This window comes from Enterobacter sp. CPE_E863 (assembly GCF_046521465.1).
GTDB lineage: Bacteria > Pseudomonadota > Gammaproteobacteria > Enterobacterales > Enterobacteriaceae > Enterobacter > Enterobacter adelaidei.
Genome location: NZ_JBKFZX010000001.1, coordinates 3776786 through 3794567 on the forward strand (window position 1 = coordinate 3776786; position 17782 = coordinate 3794567).

General features: G+C 55.1%; 15 protein-coding genes, 1 tRNA gene and 2 pseudogenes. 4 read left to right on the plus strand and 14 right to left on the minus strand.

The window, feature by feature from the left end; all coding sequences use genetic code 11:
• Positions 1 to 7 precede the first annotated feature (7 nt).
• Genes citE through ACLHV8_RS18570 form a run of 5 tightly spaced genes read right to left on the minus strand, consistent with a single transcriptional unit; the run spans position 8 to position 4468 of the window.
• Positions 8 to 883: a citrate (pro-3S)-lyase subunit beta gene (gene citE / locus ACLHV8_RS18550; protein ID WP_023306921.1), complete on the minus strand. Its 876-nt coding sequence runs from the start codon at positions 881 to 883 to the stop codon at positions 8 to 10.
• The gene (gene citD, locus ACLHV8_RS18555) at positions 880 to 1173 is read right to left on the minus strand and encodes a citrate lyase acyl carrier protein (protein WP_025760234.1); all 294 of its coding nucleotides are present in this window, start codon (positions 1171 to 1173) and stop codon (positions 880 to 882) included. The genes citE and citD overlap by 4 nt, the downstream gene beginning before the upstream one ends.
• A 16-nt stretch (positions 1174 to 1189) precedes the next feature.
• The gene (gene citC / locus ACLHV8_RS18560; RefSeq protein WP_208594579.1) at positions 1190 to 2212 is read right to left on the minus strand and encodes a [citrate (pro-3S)-lyase] ligase; all 1023 of its coding nucleotides are present in this window, start codon (positions 2210 to 2212) and stop codon (positions 1190 to 1192) included.
• 13 nt (positions 2213 to 2225) lie between these two features.
• Positions 2226 to 3089: a fumarylacetoacetate hydrolase family protein gene (locus ACLHV8_RS18565; protein ID WP_049004962.1), complete on the minus strand. Its 864-nt coding sequence runs from the start codon at positions 3087 to 3089 to the stop codon at positions 2226 to 2228.
• A 17-nt stretch (positions 3090 to 3106) separates the two neighbouring features.
• The gene (locus ACLHV8_RS18570) at positions 3107 to 4468 is read right to left on the minus strand and encodes a 2-hydroxycarboxylate transporter family protein (RefSeq protein ID WP_208594578.1); all 1362 of its coding nucleotides are present in this window, start codon (positions 4466 to 4468) and stop codon (positions 3107 to 3109) included.
• 345 nt (positions 4469 to 4813) lie between these two features.
• On the opposite strand from ACLHV8_RS18570, the gene ACLHV8_RS18575 reads away from it, so the two are divergent.
• A complete protein-coding gene (locus tag ACLHV8_RS18575) occupies positions 4814 to 6439 on the plus strand; it encodes a sensor histidine kinase (RefSeq protein WP_208594577.1) in 1626 nt (541 codons plus the stop codon).
• Positions 6429 to 7121: a response regulator gene (locus tag ACLHV8_RS18580; protein ID WP_049004965.1), complete on the plus strand. Its 693-nt coding sequence runs from the start codon at positions 6429 to 6431 to the stop codon at positions 7119 to 7121. The genes ACLHV8_RS18575 and ACLHV8_RS18580 overlap by 11 nt, the downstream gene beginning before the upstream one ends.
• Before the next feature lie 54 nt (positions 7122 to 7175).
• Here ACLHV8_RS18580 and ACLHV8_RS18585 read toward each other — a convergent pair whose 3' ends face one another.
• Positions 7176 to 9311 (minus strand): ornithine decarboxylase, encoded by a 2136-nt coding sequence (locus ACLHV8_RS18585; RefSeq protein WP_208594576.1) that lies wholly within the window; start codon positions 9309 to 9311, stop codon positions 7176 to 7178.
• A gap of 181 nt (positions 9312 to 9492) precedes the next feature.
• Between ACLHV8_RS18585 and ACLHV8_RS18590 the strand changes: the two genes are divergently transcribed.
• Positions 9493 to 10209 (plus strand): DUF554 domain-containing protein, encoded by a 717-nt coding sequence (locus ACLHV8_RS18590; RefSeq protein WP_208594575.1) that lies wholly within the window; start codon positions 9493 to 9495, stop codon positions 10207 to 10209.
• Positions 10210 to 10304: 95 nt separating this feature from the next.
• Positions 10305 to 10380 (plus strand) — tRNA-Phe (locus tag ACLHV8_RS18595).
• A 213-nt stretch (positions 10381 to 10593) separates the two neighbouring features.
• Here the strand turns inward: ACLHV8_RS18595 and ACLHV8_RS18600 are convergent.
• The 8 genes and pseudogenes from ACLHV8_RS18600 to tssB all read right to left on the minus strand — a co-directional run bounded on the left by ACLHV8_RS18600 (position 10594) and on the right by tssB (position 17628).
• Positions 10594 to 11949, minus strand: a complete 1356-nt coding sequence (locus ACLHV8_RS18600) for a VasL domain-containing protein (RefSeq protein ID WP_208594574.1) — start codon at positions 11947 to 11949, stop codon at positions 10594 to 10596.
• Positions 11950 to 11986: 37 nt separating this feature from the next.
• Entirely contained in the window at positions 11987 to 12436 is a 450-nt protein-coding gene (locus ACLHV8_RS18605; RefSeq protein ID WP_244250072.1) for a hypothetical protein, read from the minus strand.
• A gap of 40 nt (positions 12437 to 12476) precedes the next feature.
• Complete coding sequence (gene tssE, locus ACLHV8_RS18610) at positions 12477 to 12947, minus strand: type VI secretion system baseplate subunit TssE (RefSeq protein ID WP_128347264.1); 471 nt, start codon at positions 12945 to 12947, stop codon at positions 12477 to 12479.
• On the minus strand, positions 12947 to 13492 hold the full coding sequence (gene tssJ / locus ACLHV8_RS18615; RefSeq protein ID WP_128347263.1) for a type VI secretion system lipoprotein TssJ: 546 nt from the start codon (positions 13490 to 13492) through the stop codon (positions 12947 to 12949). The genes tssE and tssJ overlap by 1 nt, the downstream gene beginning before the upstream one ends.
• On the minus strand, positions 13470 to 14555 hold the full coding sequence (gene tssG / locus ACLHV8_RS18620; protein ID WP_208594572.1) for a type VI secretion system baseplate subunit TssG: 1086 nt from the start codon (positions 14553 to 14555) through the stop codon (positions 13470 to 13472). The genes tssJ and tssG overlap by 23 nt, the downstream gene beginning before the upstream one ends.
• Positions 14519 to 16385: pseudogene (locus tag ACLHV8_RS18625) on the minus strand (AAA family ATPase); the annotation flags it as partial. The gene tssG and the pseudogene ACLHV8_RS18625, both read right to left, overlap by 37 nt.
• A pseudogene (locus ACLHV8_RS18630) lies at positions 16384 to 17094 on the minus strand (type VI secretion system contractile sheath domain-containing protein); the annotation flags it as partial. The pseudogenes ACLHV8_RS18630 and ACLHV8_RS18625, both read right to left, overlap by 2 nt.
• A 33-nt stretch (positions 17095 to 17127) precedes the next feature.
• Positions 17128 to 17628: a type VI secretion system contractile sheath small subunit gene (gene tssB, locus ACLHV8_RS18635; protein ID WP_028019673.1), complete on the minus strand. Its 501-nt coding sequence runs from the start codon at positions 17626 to 17628 to the stop codon at positions 17128 to 17130.
• Between the last annotated feature and the right edge of the window lie 154 nt (positions 17629 to 17782).

The following is a 17782-nucleotide window of genomic DNA, read 5'->3' on the forward strand; positions in this document are numbered from 1 at the left end:
CTCATCCTTAACGACGCACGCCGGAAGCCGCCGCGCGTTCCAGCACCACCTGCGCGTGGTTAATAATCGGTGCATCCACCATTTTGCCATTGAGCGACACCACGCCCAGCCCGTTGCGCTCGCCCTCTTCTGCCGCTTCAATCACCCTTTTGGCGTGATCCACCTCTTCCTGCGTCGGGGCGTAGGCGTTATGCAACAGGTCGATCTGGCGCGGGTTAATCAGCGATTTGCCGTTAAAGCCCATCTTGCGGATCAGATCGACCTCGCGCAGGAACCCGGCCTCGTCGTTAACGTCTGACCACACCACGTCGAAGGCGTCGATGCCTGCCGCACGAGCGGCGTGCAGCACGGCACAGCGGGCGTAGAACAGCTCGGTGCCGTCGCCGCGCTCGGTCTGCATATCCATCACGTAGTCAAAGGCGGCCAGCGCGATACCGATCAAGCGCGGAGAGCTGCGGGCAATTGCCACGGCGTTAATCACACCAATGGCTGACTCTATGGCCGCCATCACACGGGTAGAACCGACCTCGCGCCCGCATTCTTGCTCAATGCGCTCCAGGTGGCCTTCCAGTTCGTAGATGTCATCCGGAGTATCGGTTTTCGGCAGACGGATCACGTCCACGCCAGCCCGCACGGCGGCTTCCAGATCCAGCAAGCCAAACGGCGTGCTCAGCGGGTTAATGCGCACCACGGTTTCGATATCCTGGTACATCGGGTGCTGCAACGCGTGGAACACCAGCATGCGGGCGGTGTCTTTCTCGCGCAGAGCGACGGCGTCTTCAAGGTCAAACATGATGGAGTCAGGACGGTAGATAAACGCGGTTGAGAGCATGGCGGCGTTAGCACCAGGCAGGAACAGCATGCTGCGACGGAGTTTGCTCATTTCAGCGCCCCCCAGTTGATAGCCTGTTCATCCGCAGCACGCAGGAGTGCGCTCTGCAGGCGGGCGCGGATCACGCAGTCCAGCGCCCCTTTATCTTCAATAATGATTAATCCCTGGTGCACGTTCATAGCGCGCAATGTGTCGTTGACCACCTGGCGGATCTGCTCGCCAAACTGCTTAATAACTTCACTGTGGATGACAACCTCCAGCTCGCCGTGAGCGGGAGCGATTTTCACCATCAGGTCGCTGGACTCCTGCGTTCCGGCCAGCGCCTCCCTAACAATTTTCATGATAAATTCCTGGTAATTAAGCGACTTCCGCACTCGCACGGTAATGCGTTTCGAGATGCGCGAAGGTGGAGTCCGGGACAATCTCCCGGATCCGGGAAAACTGCTGTGTCTTGAGTAAGCGGCGTACTTCTGACGCCGAAATAGCGTTACCGGTGGCCTTGATGCGCGGCATCTCCACCACCTCGATATGCGTGGCCAGCAGGTCGTGCAGCGTCTGGTTGTACTGACGGGTGATATCGCAAAATGGCTCCGAGCCAATAAAGCGATGGGTAATCCCCAGCGCCGGGGCGATGAAGTCCCGGAAGATCAGCACGTCGATTTCGCTCCACGCCTGCTGCACTTTGCCGGTCTCCTTCAGGAAATAGGCCGGAAATGTGGCGCGGGAGATGATGTACTGCGAGCCTTCATGCACCACCACGTTCGGCAGATGCGCCACGCCCGCCCGCACCATCTCGATGCGTGCGCTGAAGGGGAAGAACGAGGCGTCTTCGCGCACCACGAACAGATGCAGGGCGTCACACTGCGCTGCCGCCTGCTCCACCAGATGACGATGGCCGAGAGTGAACGGATTGGCGTTCATCACTATCGCGCCAATCTTCTCCCCGCACTTGCGCTTCGCGCGCAGAGATCGGCAGTAGCGCTCAATCCCCTGCGGGGTGTTCTCCATCAGTACGGCGTTGTTGCCGCTCTGCGCAATCGGCCAGAAGCCGCTGCGGGCAAAGCGCTCCCTGTTGCACGGGCGGGTGCAGAGGAAGAGGTGAAAATGGCCGCGCTCCAGCGCCGCATTTTGCACCTCTGCCAGCAGGCGCGCGCTGAGGTTCTCCCCACGAAGCTGCTCGTTTACGGCCACACACTTGATGACGTTTGCGGCGAGTCCGACACAACCCACTAACTGCGTGCCGGACCAGGCTTCGACAAACAGCTCAATGTCGTTGTCCAGGCCAAGGCCGCTGTCTGCCAGCAGGTAACGGATCTGGCTTAAGCGTTCCGGGTGTTTCGCCACGAGGGTGTGGCGAAAATCAATGGGTTGCGATTGCATACTGCCGCCTTACTTAGTGTGCTACCGCAAGCCCGGTGGCTGGCGCTTCCATGATCACATTGCTCAGATGACCGATATGCTCGATCTCCACCTCAATGCGATCGCCCTCTTTCATAAACAGCGGCGGGTTGCGTTTTTTACCCACACCGCCAGGGGAGCCGGTGATGATCACATCGCCTGGGCTGAGGCGGGTAAAGGTGCTGATGTACTCGATCAGCTCCGCGACCTTGTGGATCATGCTGCTGGTATTGTCCTCCTGCACCATACGGCCGTTCAGCCAGGTGCGGATCGCCAGCTGATGCGGGTCCGGGATCTCATCGGCCGTCGCCATCCATGGGCCAAACGCTCCGGTCTGACGCCAGTTTTTCCCGGCGGTGAACCAGGTGTGCTGCCAGTCGCGGGCGGAACCGTCCATGTAGCAGCTGTAACCTGCAACGTGGCGCAGCGCGTCGTCACGGCTGATGTTCTCCCCGCCTTTGCCGATGATCACCGCCAGCTCGCCTTCATAGTCAAATTCGCTGGAATGGCGCGGTTTCAGTACCGGCTCGTTGTGGCCGGTCTGGGAATCCGGGAAGCGTACAAACAGCGTCGGGGCCGGGTTATGCTGGTCAAACTCCTTGCGCTTATCGGCGTAGTTCATGCCCACGCAGAGGATTTTTTCCGGTTGCTCAATTACCGGTAAGAAGGTGATGGCATTCAGAGGTACATCCACGGCATCGTTCAGATAACGGGTGGCCTGCGCCAGCCCGTTGCCCTGCAACAGCGCTTTAAGGTCGCTGTAGCGGTCGCCCAGACGGCGACCTAAATCAATTACACCTTCGGCCTGCACGATGCCGTAGCTGCGTTTTCCCTGGAATAAAAAGCTTGCGAGTTTCATTGTTCTTTCCTGAAAACTTAAACGAGGAAGTTGCCCAGAATCAGCAGTGAGATAGAGACGTTAATCGCGCCGCCGATACGGGTTGCAATCTGGGCGAATGGCATCAGGCTCATACGGTTGCCTGCGGTCAGGATCGCCACGTCGCCGGTACCGCCCTGGCCGCTCTGGCAGCAGGAGACGATGGCGACATCAATCGGATGCATACCAATCTTTTTACCGACGAAGAAACCGGTCGCCACCAGTGCAGAAACAGTGCTGACGATGACTAACAGGTTGCTCACTGTGAACGCGGCCACCAGCTCATGCCACGGGGTGATCGCCACGCCAACGGCGAAGAGAATCGGGTAAGTCACTGAGGTCTGGAAGAATTTGTAGACCACCTGAGAACCTTCCAGCAGACGCGGGGAAGCACCGTTGCACAGCTTCACCAGTACCGCCATAAACAGCATGCCAACCGGTGCGGGCAGACCAATCAGTTTGTGACCGAGCATCCCCAGCATGTAGAGCAGTACCGCCAGCAGCGCGCCAGAAGCAATCGTGGTGACATCCGCTTTACCGGAGAAGGCAGGTTGAGAGACGGAGGTATCCGCATTGGCGCGGTTTGGCATCAGTTGGCCTTCACCGGTCAGGTGTGGGTAGCGTTTACCCAGTTGGTTAAGGCAGCCGGAGATAATGATCGCCGTCAGACCACCGAGCATCACCATCGGCAACACGCGACCGAGCGCCACGCCCTGGTCCATATGCAACAGGGTGGCATAACCGATAGAGAGCGGGATCGCCCCTTCCCCAACGCCGCCCGCCATAATCGGTAGAATGATAAAGAAGAAGATCTGGAATGGCTCAAGACCCAGCGCCAGACCGACCCCCATTCCCACCAGCATGCCGACGATTTCGCCGCACAGCATCGGGAAGAAGATGCGCAGGAAGCCCTGAATCAGTACCGTGCGGTTCATACTCATGATGCTGCCGACAATGATGCAGCAGATGTAGAGATAGAGAATGTTGGTAGATTTGTAGAACTTGGTCGTGGACTCGACCACCACATCCGGCAGCAGGCCGTAATAGACCAGCGCGGAAGGGATAAAGGTGGCGCAAATCGCCGCCGCGCCCAGCTTGCCGACAATCGGCAGGCGTTTGCCAAACTCGCCGCAGGCAAAGCCAAAGAAAGCCAGCGTCGCCACCATTACCACGATATCACTCGGCAGTTTCCCGCCCAGACAATCAATCGCAATCAGCGCACCCGCCAGAACGAACAGCGGCAGAGGAATAATCCCCACTTTCCAGGTATCCATAATATGCCACCAGCGCTCTTTGAGCGAAGGTCGCTGAATTTCAATCGGGTCGTGGGTAACAGAGAAAGAATCGTCAGTTGTGCTCATAATAAGCCCCTTAGTTATTTTGTGTATTCAGCTTAGAGTCACAAAGGCTTACTTTATGTGAGGGATGGCATATTAAAAGCGAAGTTTTAATGGCAGCTATGGTTTTAATGGTTTCTTTTATTTAATGTGATTTACACCTTATTTATTATCGTGGTTTTTATGGTTTCTTTTCCGATTTGAACAAACAAATAACATTTTTTTGCGCGCTCTAAAGCGCATAAGTCTTCCGGATAAATCTTTTATAGCCCCTGCTGTGCAAGGGATCACAAGTTTTCGGCAAAGCGGTCATCCACTCGAGAAAAGATGATATATTGGCTTTCTTTGTTGCTACCTCGCGTGATAGTTATGAAAGTATCTTTCCAGATCAAGCTGTTTATTTCGCTGGTTGCCTTTTTCTCAGTACTTTTTGCGTTACTGGGCGGATATTATTATGTCGACGTCGGTAAACAGCTTTATCAGGAAATGAGTGCGCGAGCCAAAATACAGGCAGAAGAAATTGCGATTATTCCTACATTACGTGATGAAGTTGAACAAAAAGATATCAAAAGCATTCACGACTTTATGCAGAAAATAGCTTCACACAGTGACGCCAGCTTTATTGTGATTGGAGATAATAAGGGACAGCACCTTTTTCATTCCGTTTTTGCTGACAGAGTTGGTACTACGCTGGTTGGCGGAGACAACGAAGCCGTTTTGCAGGGAAAAAGTACCACCACCATCCGTAAAGGAGGGTTGGGCATTTCGTTACGCAGTAAAGCCCCCATTTTCAACGATGCCGGGCAGGTAGTGGGCATTGTTTCGGTAGGCTATCTCACCAGCTACCTTGAGACCGTTACCGTCAGTAAAGTCGTCAATATCCTGATTGCCGCCGTGCTGTTGCTGATAGCCCTCTTCATCTTCTCCTGGTTCTTTACCCGCAGCATTAAGAAGCAGATTTTCTCCCTCGAACCGCGAGAGATCGGCCTGCTGGTGCGCCAGCAAAAGGCGATGATGGAGTCTATTTATGAAGGGGTGATTGCCATTGACGATCGGCGGCGCATTGAAGTGATCAACCAGGCAGCGCGCAAACTGCTGGGTCTGAGCCAGCCGGCCCGCGAGCTGCGCGGACAGCTGATAAGCCAGGTGATCGATCCGGTCCCGTTCTTCGACACCCAGACGATGCTGGCGAAAGATACCCACGACGAGATTTGCCGTTTTAACGATCTCACGGTGATTGCCAGCCGGGTGCACATCATGCTTGAGGGGTCGCTGCAGGGTTGGGTGATCACGTTCCGCGATCGCAATGAAATAGACTCGCTTAGCGCCCAGCTCAGCCAGGTAAAACGCTATGTAGATAACCTGCGCATTATGCGCCACGAGCAGTTAAACCGGATGACGACCTTGTCCGGCCTGCTGCATATGGGACGCTATGAAGAGGCGATTGGCTACATTCAGGCGCAGTCTGAACACGCCCAGGAGTTGCTGGACTTTATCTCCTCTCGCTTCAGCTCTCCAACTCTGTGCGGTCTGCTGCTGGGGAAAGCCGCCCGCGCGCGGGAGAAAGGTGTCGAACTGAGTTTCGACCCGGCCTGTCGACTGGACAGACAGTTCCTGCCCCTTGGGGAGCAAGAGCTGATTTCAATTATTGGTAACCTGCTGGATAACGCCATTGAAGCGACGCAGCGGTCGCCACTGCCCCACGCGCCGGTGGAGGTACTGATTAAGCTCAGCGAACAGGAGCTGATTATTGAAGTGGCGGACCAGGGCGTGGGCATTCAACCGGAGATCCGTGACAGGATATTTGAACGCGGTATCACCACCAAAACGCGCGGCGATCATGGGATTGGCCTGTATCTGATCGAAAGCTATGTTACGCAGGCTGGCGGCGCGATAGAAGTTGCCGATAATACCCCGCGCGGCGCCATTTTCTCCTTGTTTATCCCGGCCACGGGAACCGCCCGGCAACTGGAAAACACCGACTATGCGACATGAACTTATCGACGTACTGATTGTGGAAGACGAGAACGAGCTGGCGCAGCTGCACGCGGAGCTGATAGGCAAGCATCCGCGTCTGAGGCTGGTGGGCATTGCCTCGTCGCTGGCTGCAGCCCAGGCAGAGCTTGAAAGCAAACAGCCGCAGCTCGTGCTGCTGGATAACTATCTGCCTGATGGCAAAGGTATCTCGCTTATCAATAACCCCATGCTCGCCCGTGCCAACTGCTCGGTGATTTTCATCACCGCCGCCAGCGATATGGACACCTGCAGCCAGGCGATTCGTAATGGCGCGTTCGACTACATCCTCAAACCCGTCTCCTGGAAGCGGCTCAGCCAGTCGCTGGAGCGGTTTGTCCAATTCGCCGAGCAACAGCGCGTCTGGAAGATTGTCGACCAGCAAAACGTGGATTCGCTGTATCAGCTACAGGCGAAAAACTACCGCCAGGACAACGGCAGCAAAGGCATTGAGGAAAATACGCTGGCGCGGGTGCAGGCGCTGTTTAACGATCAGGCCACACACTGTTTTTCAGTCGATGAGGTGGTACAGGAAACCGGGTTAAGTAAAACTACTACCCGGCGCTATCTGGAGCACTGTGTGGAAGCGGGGTTTCTGACGGTGGAGATGCTGTACGGCAAGATTGGGCATCCGAGGAGGATGTACAGGCGTAGTGCGGTTTGATGAAATGTGCCCTCTCCCACAGGGAGAGGGTTAGGGCGAGGGCAACAGCCTGTACTATCTCAACACATACCCATACAGCCGCTTGATCCCATCGGCATCCTTCTCGCTGTACACACCCTGAAGTTCCGGCGAGAAGCCCGGCAGCAGGTTAATGCCCTCCTCCAGCGCCAGGAAGTAACGCTGTACCGCCCCGCCCCAGATTTCACCCGGTACCACGCACAGTACGCCTGGCGGGTATGGCAGCGCCCCTTCGGCAGCAATGCGTCCTTCTGCATCTCGTATGCGCACCAGCTCTACGTTACCGCGAATATACGCCTGGTTGGCATCCTGCGGATTCATCACCACCTCCGGCAGGCTCTCCTTGCGGAACATCGCCTTCTGCAAATCCTTCACGTCGAAGCTGACGTAGAGATCGTGCATCTCCTGACACAGCTGTCGGAGCGTATAATCCCGATAGCGCACCGGGTATTTCTGGAAGATCGTCGGCAGCACGTCAGCCAGCGGCGTATCGTCTTCGATATGCTGTTCAAACTGCCCCAGCATCGCCACCAGCTGCGCCAGCTTCTCGCTGCTTTCGGCGGGCGTCAGCAGGAACAGGATCGAGTTGAGATCGCATTTCTCCGGCACGATACCGTTTTCACGCAGGTAGTGTGCCAGAATCGTCGCCGGGATCCCGAAATCCGTGTACTCCCCCGTTTCGGCATCAATGCCCGGCGTGGTCAGCAGCAGCTTGCACGGGTCGACAAAGTACTGCTCGCTGGCATACCCCTCAAACCCGTGCCATTTGGCACCCGGCTCAAAGCTGAAGAAGCGCAGCTCACTGGCGATGGCATGCGTCGGATGATCCTGCCACGGCCGCCCCGCCACCACTGGTGGGATAAACGGTTTGATCATATGACAGTTGGCAATGATTGCCTTGCGCGCTTCAATACCCAGCTCGACGCACTCCGCCCACAGCCTGCGTCCGCTTTCCCCTTCGTGGATCTTGGCATTCACATCCAGCGCTGCGAACAGCGGATAAAATGGACTGGTGGAGGCATGCAGCATAAACGCATTGTTCAGCCGCTTGTGCGGACAGAAACGTGCCTGGCCGCGGATATGGTTATCCTTTTTATGGATCTGAGAGGTTTGCGAGAACCCGGCCTGCTGTTTATGCACCGACTGGGTCACGAAAATGCCCGGATCGTTCTCGTTCAGCTCCAGTAACAGCGGGGATGATTCCGCCATCATCGGAATAAATTGCTCGTAGCCCACCCAGGCCGAGTCAAAAAGGATGTAGTCACACAGATGACCGATCTTGTCGATCACCTGACGGGCGTTGTAGATCGTCCCATCGTAGGTGCCAAGCTGAATGATCGCCAGGCGGAATGGACGCGCCTCGTCGGCTTTCTCCGGAGCCGCCTCGCGGATCAGGTCCCGCAAATAAGCGTCATTAAAGCAGTGCTCGTCAATCCCGCCAATAAAACCAAACGGGTTACGTGCAGCCTCCAGATAAACCGGCGTGGCCCCCGCCTGGATCAGCGCCCCGTGGTGGTTAGATTTATGGTTGTTGCGATCAAAAAGCACCAGGTCGCCGCGGGTCAACAGCGCGTTGGTCACGACCTTGTTGGCCGCCGACGTACCGTTCAGCACAAAGTAGGTTTTATCCGCGTTGAACACTTTTGCCGCGAACTTTTGCGCGTGCTTAGCGGACCCTTCGTGGATCAAAAGATCGCCCAGTTTCACATCAGCATTGCACATATCGGCGCGGAACACGTTCTCCCCGAAGAAATCATAGAACTGCCGCCCTGCTGGGTGTTTTTTGAAAAATGCACCGTGCTGGTGTCCCGGGCAGGCAAAGGTGCTGTTGCCCATTTCCACATACTGGCTCAGGGTGTCGAAAAAGGGTGGCAACAGATTCTCTTCGTAACGGCTGGCTGCAGTTTCGAGTTCCAGAAACTCCTGAGCTTTTCCCGAGATAACCGCGGCCGCGCCATCCAGCACTTCCATTGGCTCTTGCGAGAAAATGAACACCGGTAACTGAAAGCCCGTACGTTTCAACAACGCAAGAATGCCGCTGCGACTGTCAGCCGTCGAAATAACGACTGCCGCCACATCGGTGAAATCAGTATTGTCCAGCGTCACCTTTTCACGGTGCGTAGACACAGAAGAGAGCAGCTCGCGGCTGACGGCGATTTTCATGGTTTTCATAAGCGCAGTTACCCTCACCGAGTGGTGAGACAGGGAGGAGAAAATTCGCGCAATAATGTCACCTTTTATTTTCAGGTGCAAGAAGGAATCATTATGCATTAAACCACCCAAAGCCAAGCGTAATGCAGCACTAACATGTCATAATCATGCAATACCAATGATTAAGTAACAGGAGTTAAGCGTGGTTATCGGGCCATTTATCAATGCGGGAGCCGTATTGCTGGGCGGTGTTCTCGGCGCAGTGTTGAGTCAGCGGTTGCCGGAGCGTATTCGCTCATCTATGCCTTCTATATTCGGTCTGGCGTCGTCAGGGATTGGCATTCTGCTGGTGATCAAATGCGCCAACCTGCCGGTGATGGTGCTGGCGACCCTGCTCGGCGCGCTGATTGGCGAATTCTGCTATCTGGAAAAAGGCATTAACAGTGCGGTGAGTAGAGCCAAAAACCTGATTTCCCGACCAGGCGGCAAAGCGAAACACGGCACGCACGAGTCGTTTATTCAGAACTATGTAGCAATCATTATTCTGTTTTGCGCCAGCGGTACGGGGATTTTTGGTTCGATGCAGGAAGGGATGACTGGCGACCCGAGCATATTGATTGCGAAAGCGTTTCTCGATTTCTTCACCGCCACCATTTTCGCCACTACCCTTGGCGTCGCCGTTGCGGTGATTTGCGTCCCGATGCTGATAATCCAGCTGGCGCTCGCCACCTGCGCCACATTGATTCTCCCGCTGACAACGCCGGCGATGATGGCCGATTTCACTGCCGTTGGCGGACTGCTCCTGCTGGCAACCGGGTTGCGCATCTGCGGAATTAAGATGTTTGCCGTGGTGAATATGCTGCCTGCACTATTGATCGCCATGCCGCTCTCTGCGCTCTGGACGCACCTTTTCGCTTAAGTTTGCGGCGAAATGGTGAGAGATTGCGCAGTCTGTAACGAAAACAACAAATTTCGTTGACGACCGGGGGCAGATCGGGTTTAATGCGCCCCGTTGCCCGGATAGCTCAGTCGGTAGAGCAGGGGATTGAAAATCCCCGTGTCCTTGGTTCGATTCCGAGTCCGGGCACCAAATTCAGTATTAACGGACGTCGAAAGACGTCCGTTTTTCGTTTTAAGCCCCATCATCGCTTTCATTATCGTCGCAACCACCAGAATCATTTCATCCCGAGTTACCCGATCTTTTTCTGCAGTGCTTTCCACTTTGCTAATCATGTCTTCGACAATTCTACTTCTCCTGCAGTGCCTCCTTTCTGTTTGCCAAACCGAAGCTGTCATCACCTTTTTAAGGCGTTACAGGGGGAGATTTTTGCTCCGCAAATAACTGAGTCACCCCGTTCAAATGACGCTGAATTTGCTGTTGCGTAACCAGTGCGGCATCGCCCTGCTGGCCCTGCATCACACGTAGTTGCTCCTCCAGAGGGATCGTCTGGCTAAAGCTGTTCATCATCTGGTAGACGCTGGATTTCAGTTCGCTGACGGTGATGTATTTGCCTTTCTGTCCGTCCAGCGTATTGAGCCTGTCGGCCAACACCTGAAGTTGCTGCATGCCTTCATGCCAGCCAGTTAATGCGCTTGCAGAGAGTTTGTTTTCGGCCTGTCGTTGTTGCCACTTCTGCTGTAGTTCAGCGACTTCGGGTTTCTGGGGCCACAGCACTTTTGCCTGTGCCAGCAACCCATTGCCATACTGATATATCCAGTCAGGAGGAAGTGCGGCCAGACTGTCCAGCTGCAATGATGCATTTTTCAGCCAGCCTGTAGGGTCAAGTTTGTCTTTATCAGATTGCTGAAGTGTCTGCACTTGAGCACTGCTCAGCGCCTGAGGAAGAGGAGCCACCGAAGCTGCAAGCGCATCCGTAGCCTCATCTACCCTGGATATATAGTGCCAGCCAGTGAGTGCAATAGAACTCAACACCAATGCGGAACAGACCCCCGCCAGAAACACCGGCCAGCGCTTCGGCTGCGGTGTTGCCGCATGCACGACCTGCACATTCAACTCTGGCTCAGGACGAATAACGTACACCAGGCGGCTGGCAGAAGAGGGTTTTTCCAGGGCCGATTCCGCGACCAGCGCCTGTGGTGGCAGCGTCACCGCCTGCAGTCCACTGTCTTGTGCCGAGCTGTTTTCAAGACGTGTCAACGCACCTTGTATCTGCTGCATCAGCGGCGCAGTCAGGCAGACATGTTTCAGCTCCTGACGCACCAAAATATCATTGATGGATCGTAGCAGCCCTTCTGTCTGCACTAGCGCAGACAAATCACCATGATCGAGTGAAAATGTGCGAAAAAGCTTCTGCAAGCGCTGCAAAAGCCCGTTGAGGATTTCTGCGCGAGCATGAATCGGTTGCGGCCAGAACTGCGCCCATTGATGGCTCAGCAGGGCATTCAGGATAGCCAGCCCTTCATTCAGGCCATTGATACGGGCCAGGTGGCTACGTGCAAGCGTATACCACGCACCGGTTTGTAACTCGACGCCATTTAGCTCAAATAATGAGAGCGATAGCGCCTCCACCTGCGACCAGTTCACGTCGGGACGTGCCGGATGGGTGAGTTTGGCCATCTCATCGCGCAGCGCAATAAAATCAGGTAGCTGACGTGGGTCACTGCCGGTTTTCACCGGGCGAGGTTGAACATCGTGCATAGTGGTTCCATCCCTGAGGATAAGCAGAAAGCGAGGTTTACTCTGGTAGCAGTACGCTAATCATGTCGAAAAATGCATTTTCACTGAATACCGTTCGGGGAGCCGCCGGGCGGCCAAATGTACTGAATGACCAGTTCGCATCCTCTCCCGAACGCATAAACAGGCGGTATAACGGCGTAATGCGACCGTCACTGCATAGCGTCACTTCGATCCCCCCCGTCACACCCTGCCCGTACAAAAACACAGGGGTAAATTTCACCAATCGGTTTCCATAACGCAAAGCAATAGCGGGGACGGTGAAGGAATGGTTGCCCGCAAAGGCGTCGAGAACCGACACCGGCATCGCTTCAATGCTGATGCCCATCCCGCTGAGCCAGCTTTCCATTGTTTCCTGAAGCTGGTTCATTCGCTCACAAAACTCGGCAATATCGGCCTGACTTTTGCTGTCAAAAACGCGGCTGCGGGGCTGCTCCTGCAGTTTTTTCATAAATCGTGCTTTGGCTGACATACTTTCCCTGTGGTTTTCGTCAGATAAATGAGCCCTGTATATGGGATTTGGTATCGAGATAATTCTGCTGTTTGAGGTGGCGAATCAGCACTCGCCCTTCCGGCATAAACTCCGTGCCGTAGCGGACAAGGCCGATGCCTTTTAGCTCGGCATCAATGGCGTAACGCAATTCGCCGGGGATTTCCTGGTCAAGCAGAATGACATTGATACTTTTCAGGCGCGGTTCGTATTTGAGTAGCACCCCGGAGAAGATCTGCAGCAACTGGTGTGCGGTACCCGGCATCCCCTGCAGAATTTTGGTCAAATCAGGCAGACCATAGTCTGGCAGATGCGCCAGCGTGCCGGTACGACAGTTGAGGATCCGCTGCATGTTATCGAGCACGGACAAAATCACCTGATTTTGCTCGCTGACCTGATGGAGGTCGAGGCCTCCGGTGAAGTTGCCGGTCAGCATTTCATACAATGAAGGTGTGTTGTGTCCCTGGGGCATCAGTCGTCCTTGAGAGGTTGCAGCGTCAGATGATTGTTACCGGCTTCCAGAATGCGCGGCTTATCCGGGTCAAGTTCTTCACGCCCCATCACCAGCTTCCAGGTGTTGTTGACCATGTCCGGGTGACGGAACAGACCCACCACCGCCACAAACTGTGCATCGGCCTCCATCGGCATATTCAGGTTAGCATCACCGCCCGGCTTAACCACCACATCACGACTCGCCAGCAGGTCAGCTTTCAGAATGGTCTCCCCGTCTTTCAGCAACTGCTGGTAGATCGTTTTGTCGAAGGTTTTGCGGTCTTTCAACTGGTAGATACGGACCACCACCGGCTCAGACAGCGAGTTACTCTCGCGGGAATCGGTGTTCAGCGCTTCACGGGCGGTGAAATCGAGGTGCAACACCTTAATCTTTTTGTAGAACACGGCGTTAAATGCTGATTTGGTGCCATCGGTAACGCTCTGCGTCACCCCGCAGCCTGCCAGGCTGAATGCCAGCAGGGGTAACAGCCAGCGCGCTTTTTTAGTTAAACTTGTACGTAACACGTCGGTTTCCTTGTTGTGGTTTCGCAGGCTCCAGCCCGGTGTAGTAACCCAGTTCGGTCGTAAAGGTCTGAGGGATATCATCCGGGAGATCATCCCCCTCCACACCCAGTACGCCGTTCATGCCCAACCAGAAAGGACCATTGCCGAGCGGTGGAGCGGCCAGCAGTCGGGTCCGGGTAGTCAGGGTGATTTTTGCCTTAAAGCGCCAGCCCAGATACACCCGCAGCATCACCAGAAAGTCCTGATACAGCAGACTGTCCGGCTTCCACCCCTGCGCTTCATGTTCGTTATCCGTCTTGAGTGCAATCAGCAGTTGGCTGCTGGCATCCATTGCTTCGTCACCGAGCGGCGTATTGCCGTCCAGCAGAAAATCATCATCGTCATAAAAGCCCAGAGGCCGACTGACCTCGACCGGACGCAGACAGTAAGGACTAACCCTGACGGAGGTCTCCGGGGCCAGCAGGGTCACCAGCGCCTGCATCCCCTCCTGGGTTTTTCCCGGCTGGCGCAGCACACCCAGCAGCGCCAGAAAACGGGATACCGGGGTGGCAATCTGTTCTGCGGTGCCCGGAATGCCCAGCCCCACCAAACCCAGCAACGACTGCGAAATGCTGTCAGTCCCGCCAGGCTCGAATGTGGCCGGGTAGGAATATTTTCGCCATATGCGATAAAACTGCGTCAGGATGCGGTGGCTGAAGATATCCAGAAAGCCCTGTAGCGCCTCATGCCCTTCCCGACGCTGGGCGATGTCGTCGAGATAGGCGGTTGGCAGCGGCGAATCCACGCCGTACATCCCCATAAACGTGGCGCGGATGAGCGGTGGTTTACTGTCATCCTCTTCGTCATACTCAACGGATTTGAGTTCGCTCGCCGGAAAGCCCATTCCGGGATGGGGTGCAAATCGCACCGGGTCATCACCAGGATGGCTGGTTGAGCCCATCAGCGGCCGGTCCGGATTCAGTTTCTCCAGCAGTTGGCAGAAACGGTAAAAGTTTATCCGGTTAAGATCAGCCTCCAGCCTCGGAGTCAGCCGGGAATACGGCGGTTGTGCTTCTCTTCCCATTCCAGGCGCTCTCCAGTCGGTTGCAGGATAATAATCAGGCGGTTAAACAGATAGATATCGGTATATAGCGCGAAGAAGCGGCTCAGCATCTCGCCAAACAGGCAGATGTCGCCGCGTCCGGCAAAGCCGTGGCTGTCCAGCGTCACTTCAATCTGCACGCCGCGCACCAGGTATCCCTGCTCGAAGCGCTCGGTTTCACTGTGTTTCACATCAATGATGGCTTCCAGACGACGGCGGTTCATCTCGCTGTCGGTCCACTCGTACAGCGCCAGGGTTCCGCGTAACACTTCCGCGTTGTCCATCATCGACAGGAAGCCGCTGCCAAGATGACTCAGCACGCGCCAGTGAAAACGATCCTGTGCCGGGGGATAACAGGGTAACGTCGGCGCACACAGGTTACGGACGGCAATACTGGTCGAGGTGGTTTTCATTAGCGTATCAAGCACAGTGCTCTGCAGCGCACGGCGAGGTAGCTGTCCGTTGGTGCCCGTGAGCGTCAGCGACAGGCTTTCATCCTCCGGCACCGTGTGGTTAGTGGCGATGTAAGCGCTTGCTGACTTGTGCGAGCTTCATCTCAATGATGGTGCGCATAGCCGCTTCCGCCAGCGGGCGGTAAATCACGGTCTGAAAGCGGGCAAGCAGCGCCGGCTGGAAGTGGTCTCGCAGTATCGGACGCAGCAGTTCGTGGAGATCGCCTTCGGTGGCCTCCGGCTGTTCGTCGAGCAACTGCATCAGGTGGTAGCTGCCAAGATTCGAGGTCATCAGAATGACGGTGTTACGGAAGTCGATTTCTCGGCCTTCGCCATCACGCATAAAACCGCGATCGAACACCTGGTAGAACAGGTTCATGACGTCTCGGTGCGCCTTTTCCACTTCATCGAGCAGTACCACGCTGTAAGGGCGCTTACGCACCGCTTCAGTGAGAATCCCGCCCTGTCCGTAACCGACGTAACCCGGAGGCGAGCCCTTCAACTGGGAAACAGTGTGCGGCTCCTGGTACTCGGACAGGTTGATGGTAATCAGCGATTTTTCACCGCCGTACATCACGTCTGCCAGTGCAAGCGCGGTTTCAGTCTTACCGACGCCACTCGGGCCAACCAGCAGGAACACGCCCTGCGGACCGTTCTCGGACGTAAGCCCGGTTTTCGCCGCACGCAAGCGCTGGGCGATGGCGGTCAGCGCCACATCCTGCCCAACTACGCGCTTGCCGATTTCGTTTTCCAGAGTTAACAGCTCAGTTTGCTCGTCCTTCATCAGCGAGGAGAGTGGTACGCCCGTCCAGTCTGCAATCACGGTGGCAACGGTGCGTACGTCCACATCAACGGAGAGCAGCGGGTTGCTGCGCTGCATTTGATTGAGTTCCTGTTGCAGCGCGTGGGTCTCGCTCTGGCGGGAGATGTCCTGGCGGCATTCCAGCAGTTGTTCGGTGAGTTTCAACTCCTGACCGTACTGGGTTTCCAGTTCGTCGAGCCCGACGATAAGGTCGTTCTCTTCCTGCTCGATGGCGGTCAGGCGTTCACCGTGGCACTGATTGCCGACCGCAATATCTTCCAGCAGCGCCTGCTTCTCCATTTCAAGAGAGGTAATCTGCGCGCGAATGCGGGTCAGTTGTTCCGGCATAGTGTCGAGGCTCATACGCACGCGCGCAGCGGCGGTGTCCAGCAGATCAACTGCTTTGTCCGGCAACTGGCGGCCGGTCAGGTAGCGACGGGAGAGCGTGACCGCGGCACGGACCGCATCGTCTGTGATATGCACGTTGTGATGTTCGGCGTAGCGAGATTTCAGGCCGCGCAACATCAGGCAAGCAGTGTCATCGTCCGGCTCGTCTACCAATGTCTTTGATGGCCGCGACATCTTCCATGGTATCTTTCAGGAAGAATTTCGGACCTGCAGAGCCGATAAACGGCATATGCGCGGCAGCTGAGACTTTCGAGATGTTACGCAACAGGGCAACGTCCTGTGCAGACGCGTCAAATTCGTATGCGGAAATCAGCGCAGCAATAGGCTCTCCACCCGGCGTGTCATACTCATCAATGTATGTCTGTTTATATAATCCGCTCTGGATAATTTCCGGGCTGTCTTCGAAGTCCTGACGCAGATCTTCTTTAGACATATCAAGCAGTTCGACTTTCACGTTCTGGCGGAAATCGGTTTTGTCGACAAGGGATTTAACGCCGCGCCACAGACTTTCTACCGCCTGAAAGTCTTCATGGTGCATGACAGCGTCAAGCTGACGGCTAATCTGGTAGTCCAGCTCTGCGATATGATGGTCAATCAGGTTTTTGTCGAGTTTTTCAACTTTTGATCCCGATTTTGTCAGGCACTCCAGAAACACCTGCATTCCCGCCGTTAAACGCTCATCCGCAGTCGCATCCGACATCGCCTGCGCGTCCTGCCAGATATCCAGTGCACTCAGTTCAGACACCGGGTTCAGATTGATTTTCTCAAACAGAGACGCGTAAACCCCACCAGCTGCAGGACGTTCAAGCACCACACTCTCGCCACCAGCGGCATTCTCATTTTTTACAGACATCAACATCTTCCTTATTAATCCGTTTAAACAACGTGACCGTTATGGCTGTTTCGGAGCCAGAGCTGACAGCTCAGTTCTGAGTTCTGCGCTTAATTCCGGGTCGAGGAGAATTTTTTCCAGCTCCTTTCGGAATGCCTGGTTATCCAGCAGGTTTGCTTTTAAATCACGCAGCAAATTACGCATGGACAGCATCGCCTTCAGCTGTGGAATTTGTCGTGAGACCTGTTCCGGTGTGAAATCCTTCATGCTCTGGAATGTCAGACTGATATTGTCTTCACTGCCATCACCGGCAAGCGTGTTTTTCACGGTCAGATTTACTTTTGGGGAATATTCGGAAAGCACAGAGTCAAAGTTATTTTTGTTGAGATTAACTTTTTTACGCTCGGATAATGACGCGGACTCCTGGCCATGACTGAAATCGCCAGCTACCAGTAATTTCAGAGGAAGCTCCGTTTTCTTGCTCGCGCCACCGGTATGCAGATCCAGTTTTAGATTAATACGTGCCTTAGGAATTTCGGATTGATAGGAAGAGTTAGACATAGCTGTCCCTGTTCTATGGAGTTATAAATACGATCAATACCAGCGAGAATTTAATAAGAATGGCAAACCCAGCCAGAACATCTTCCTGGTTCACATAATCCGACGAGAATCAAAATCCCGGAGTTAAAAGCGAGCGCATTCTATTCACCAGCAT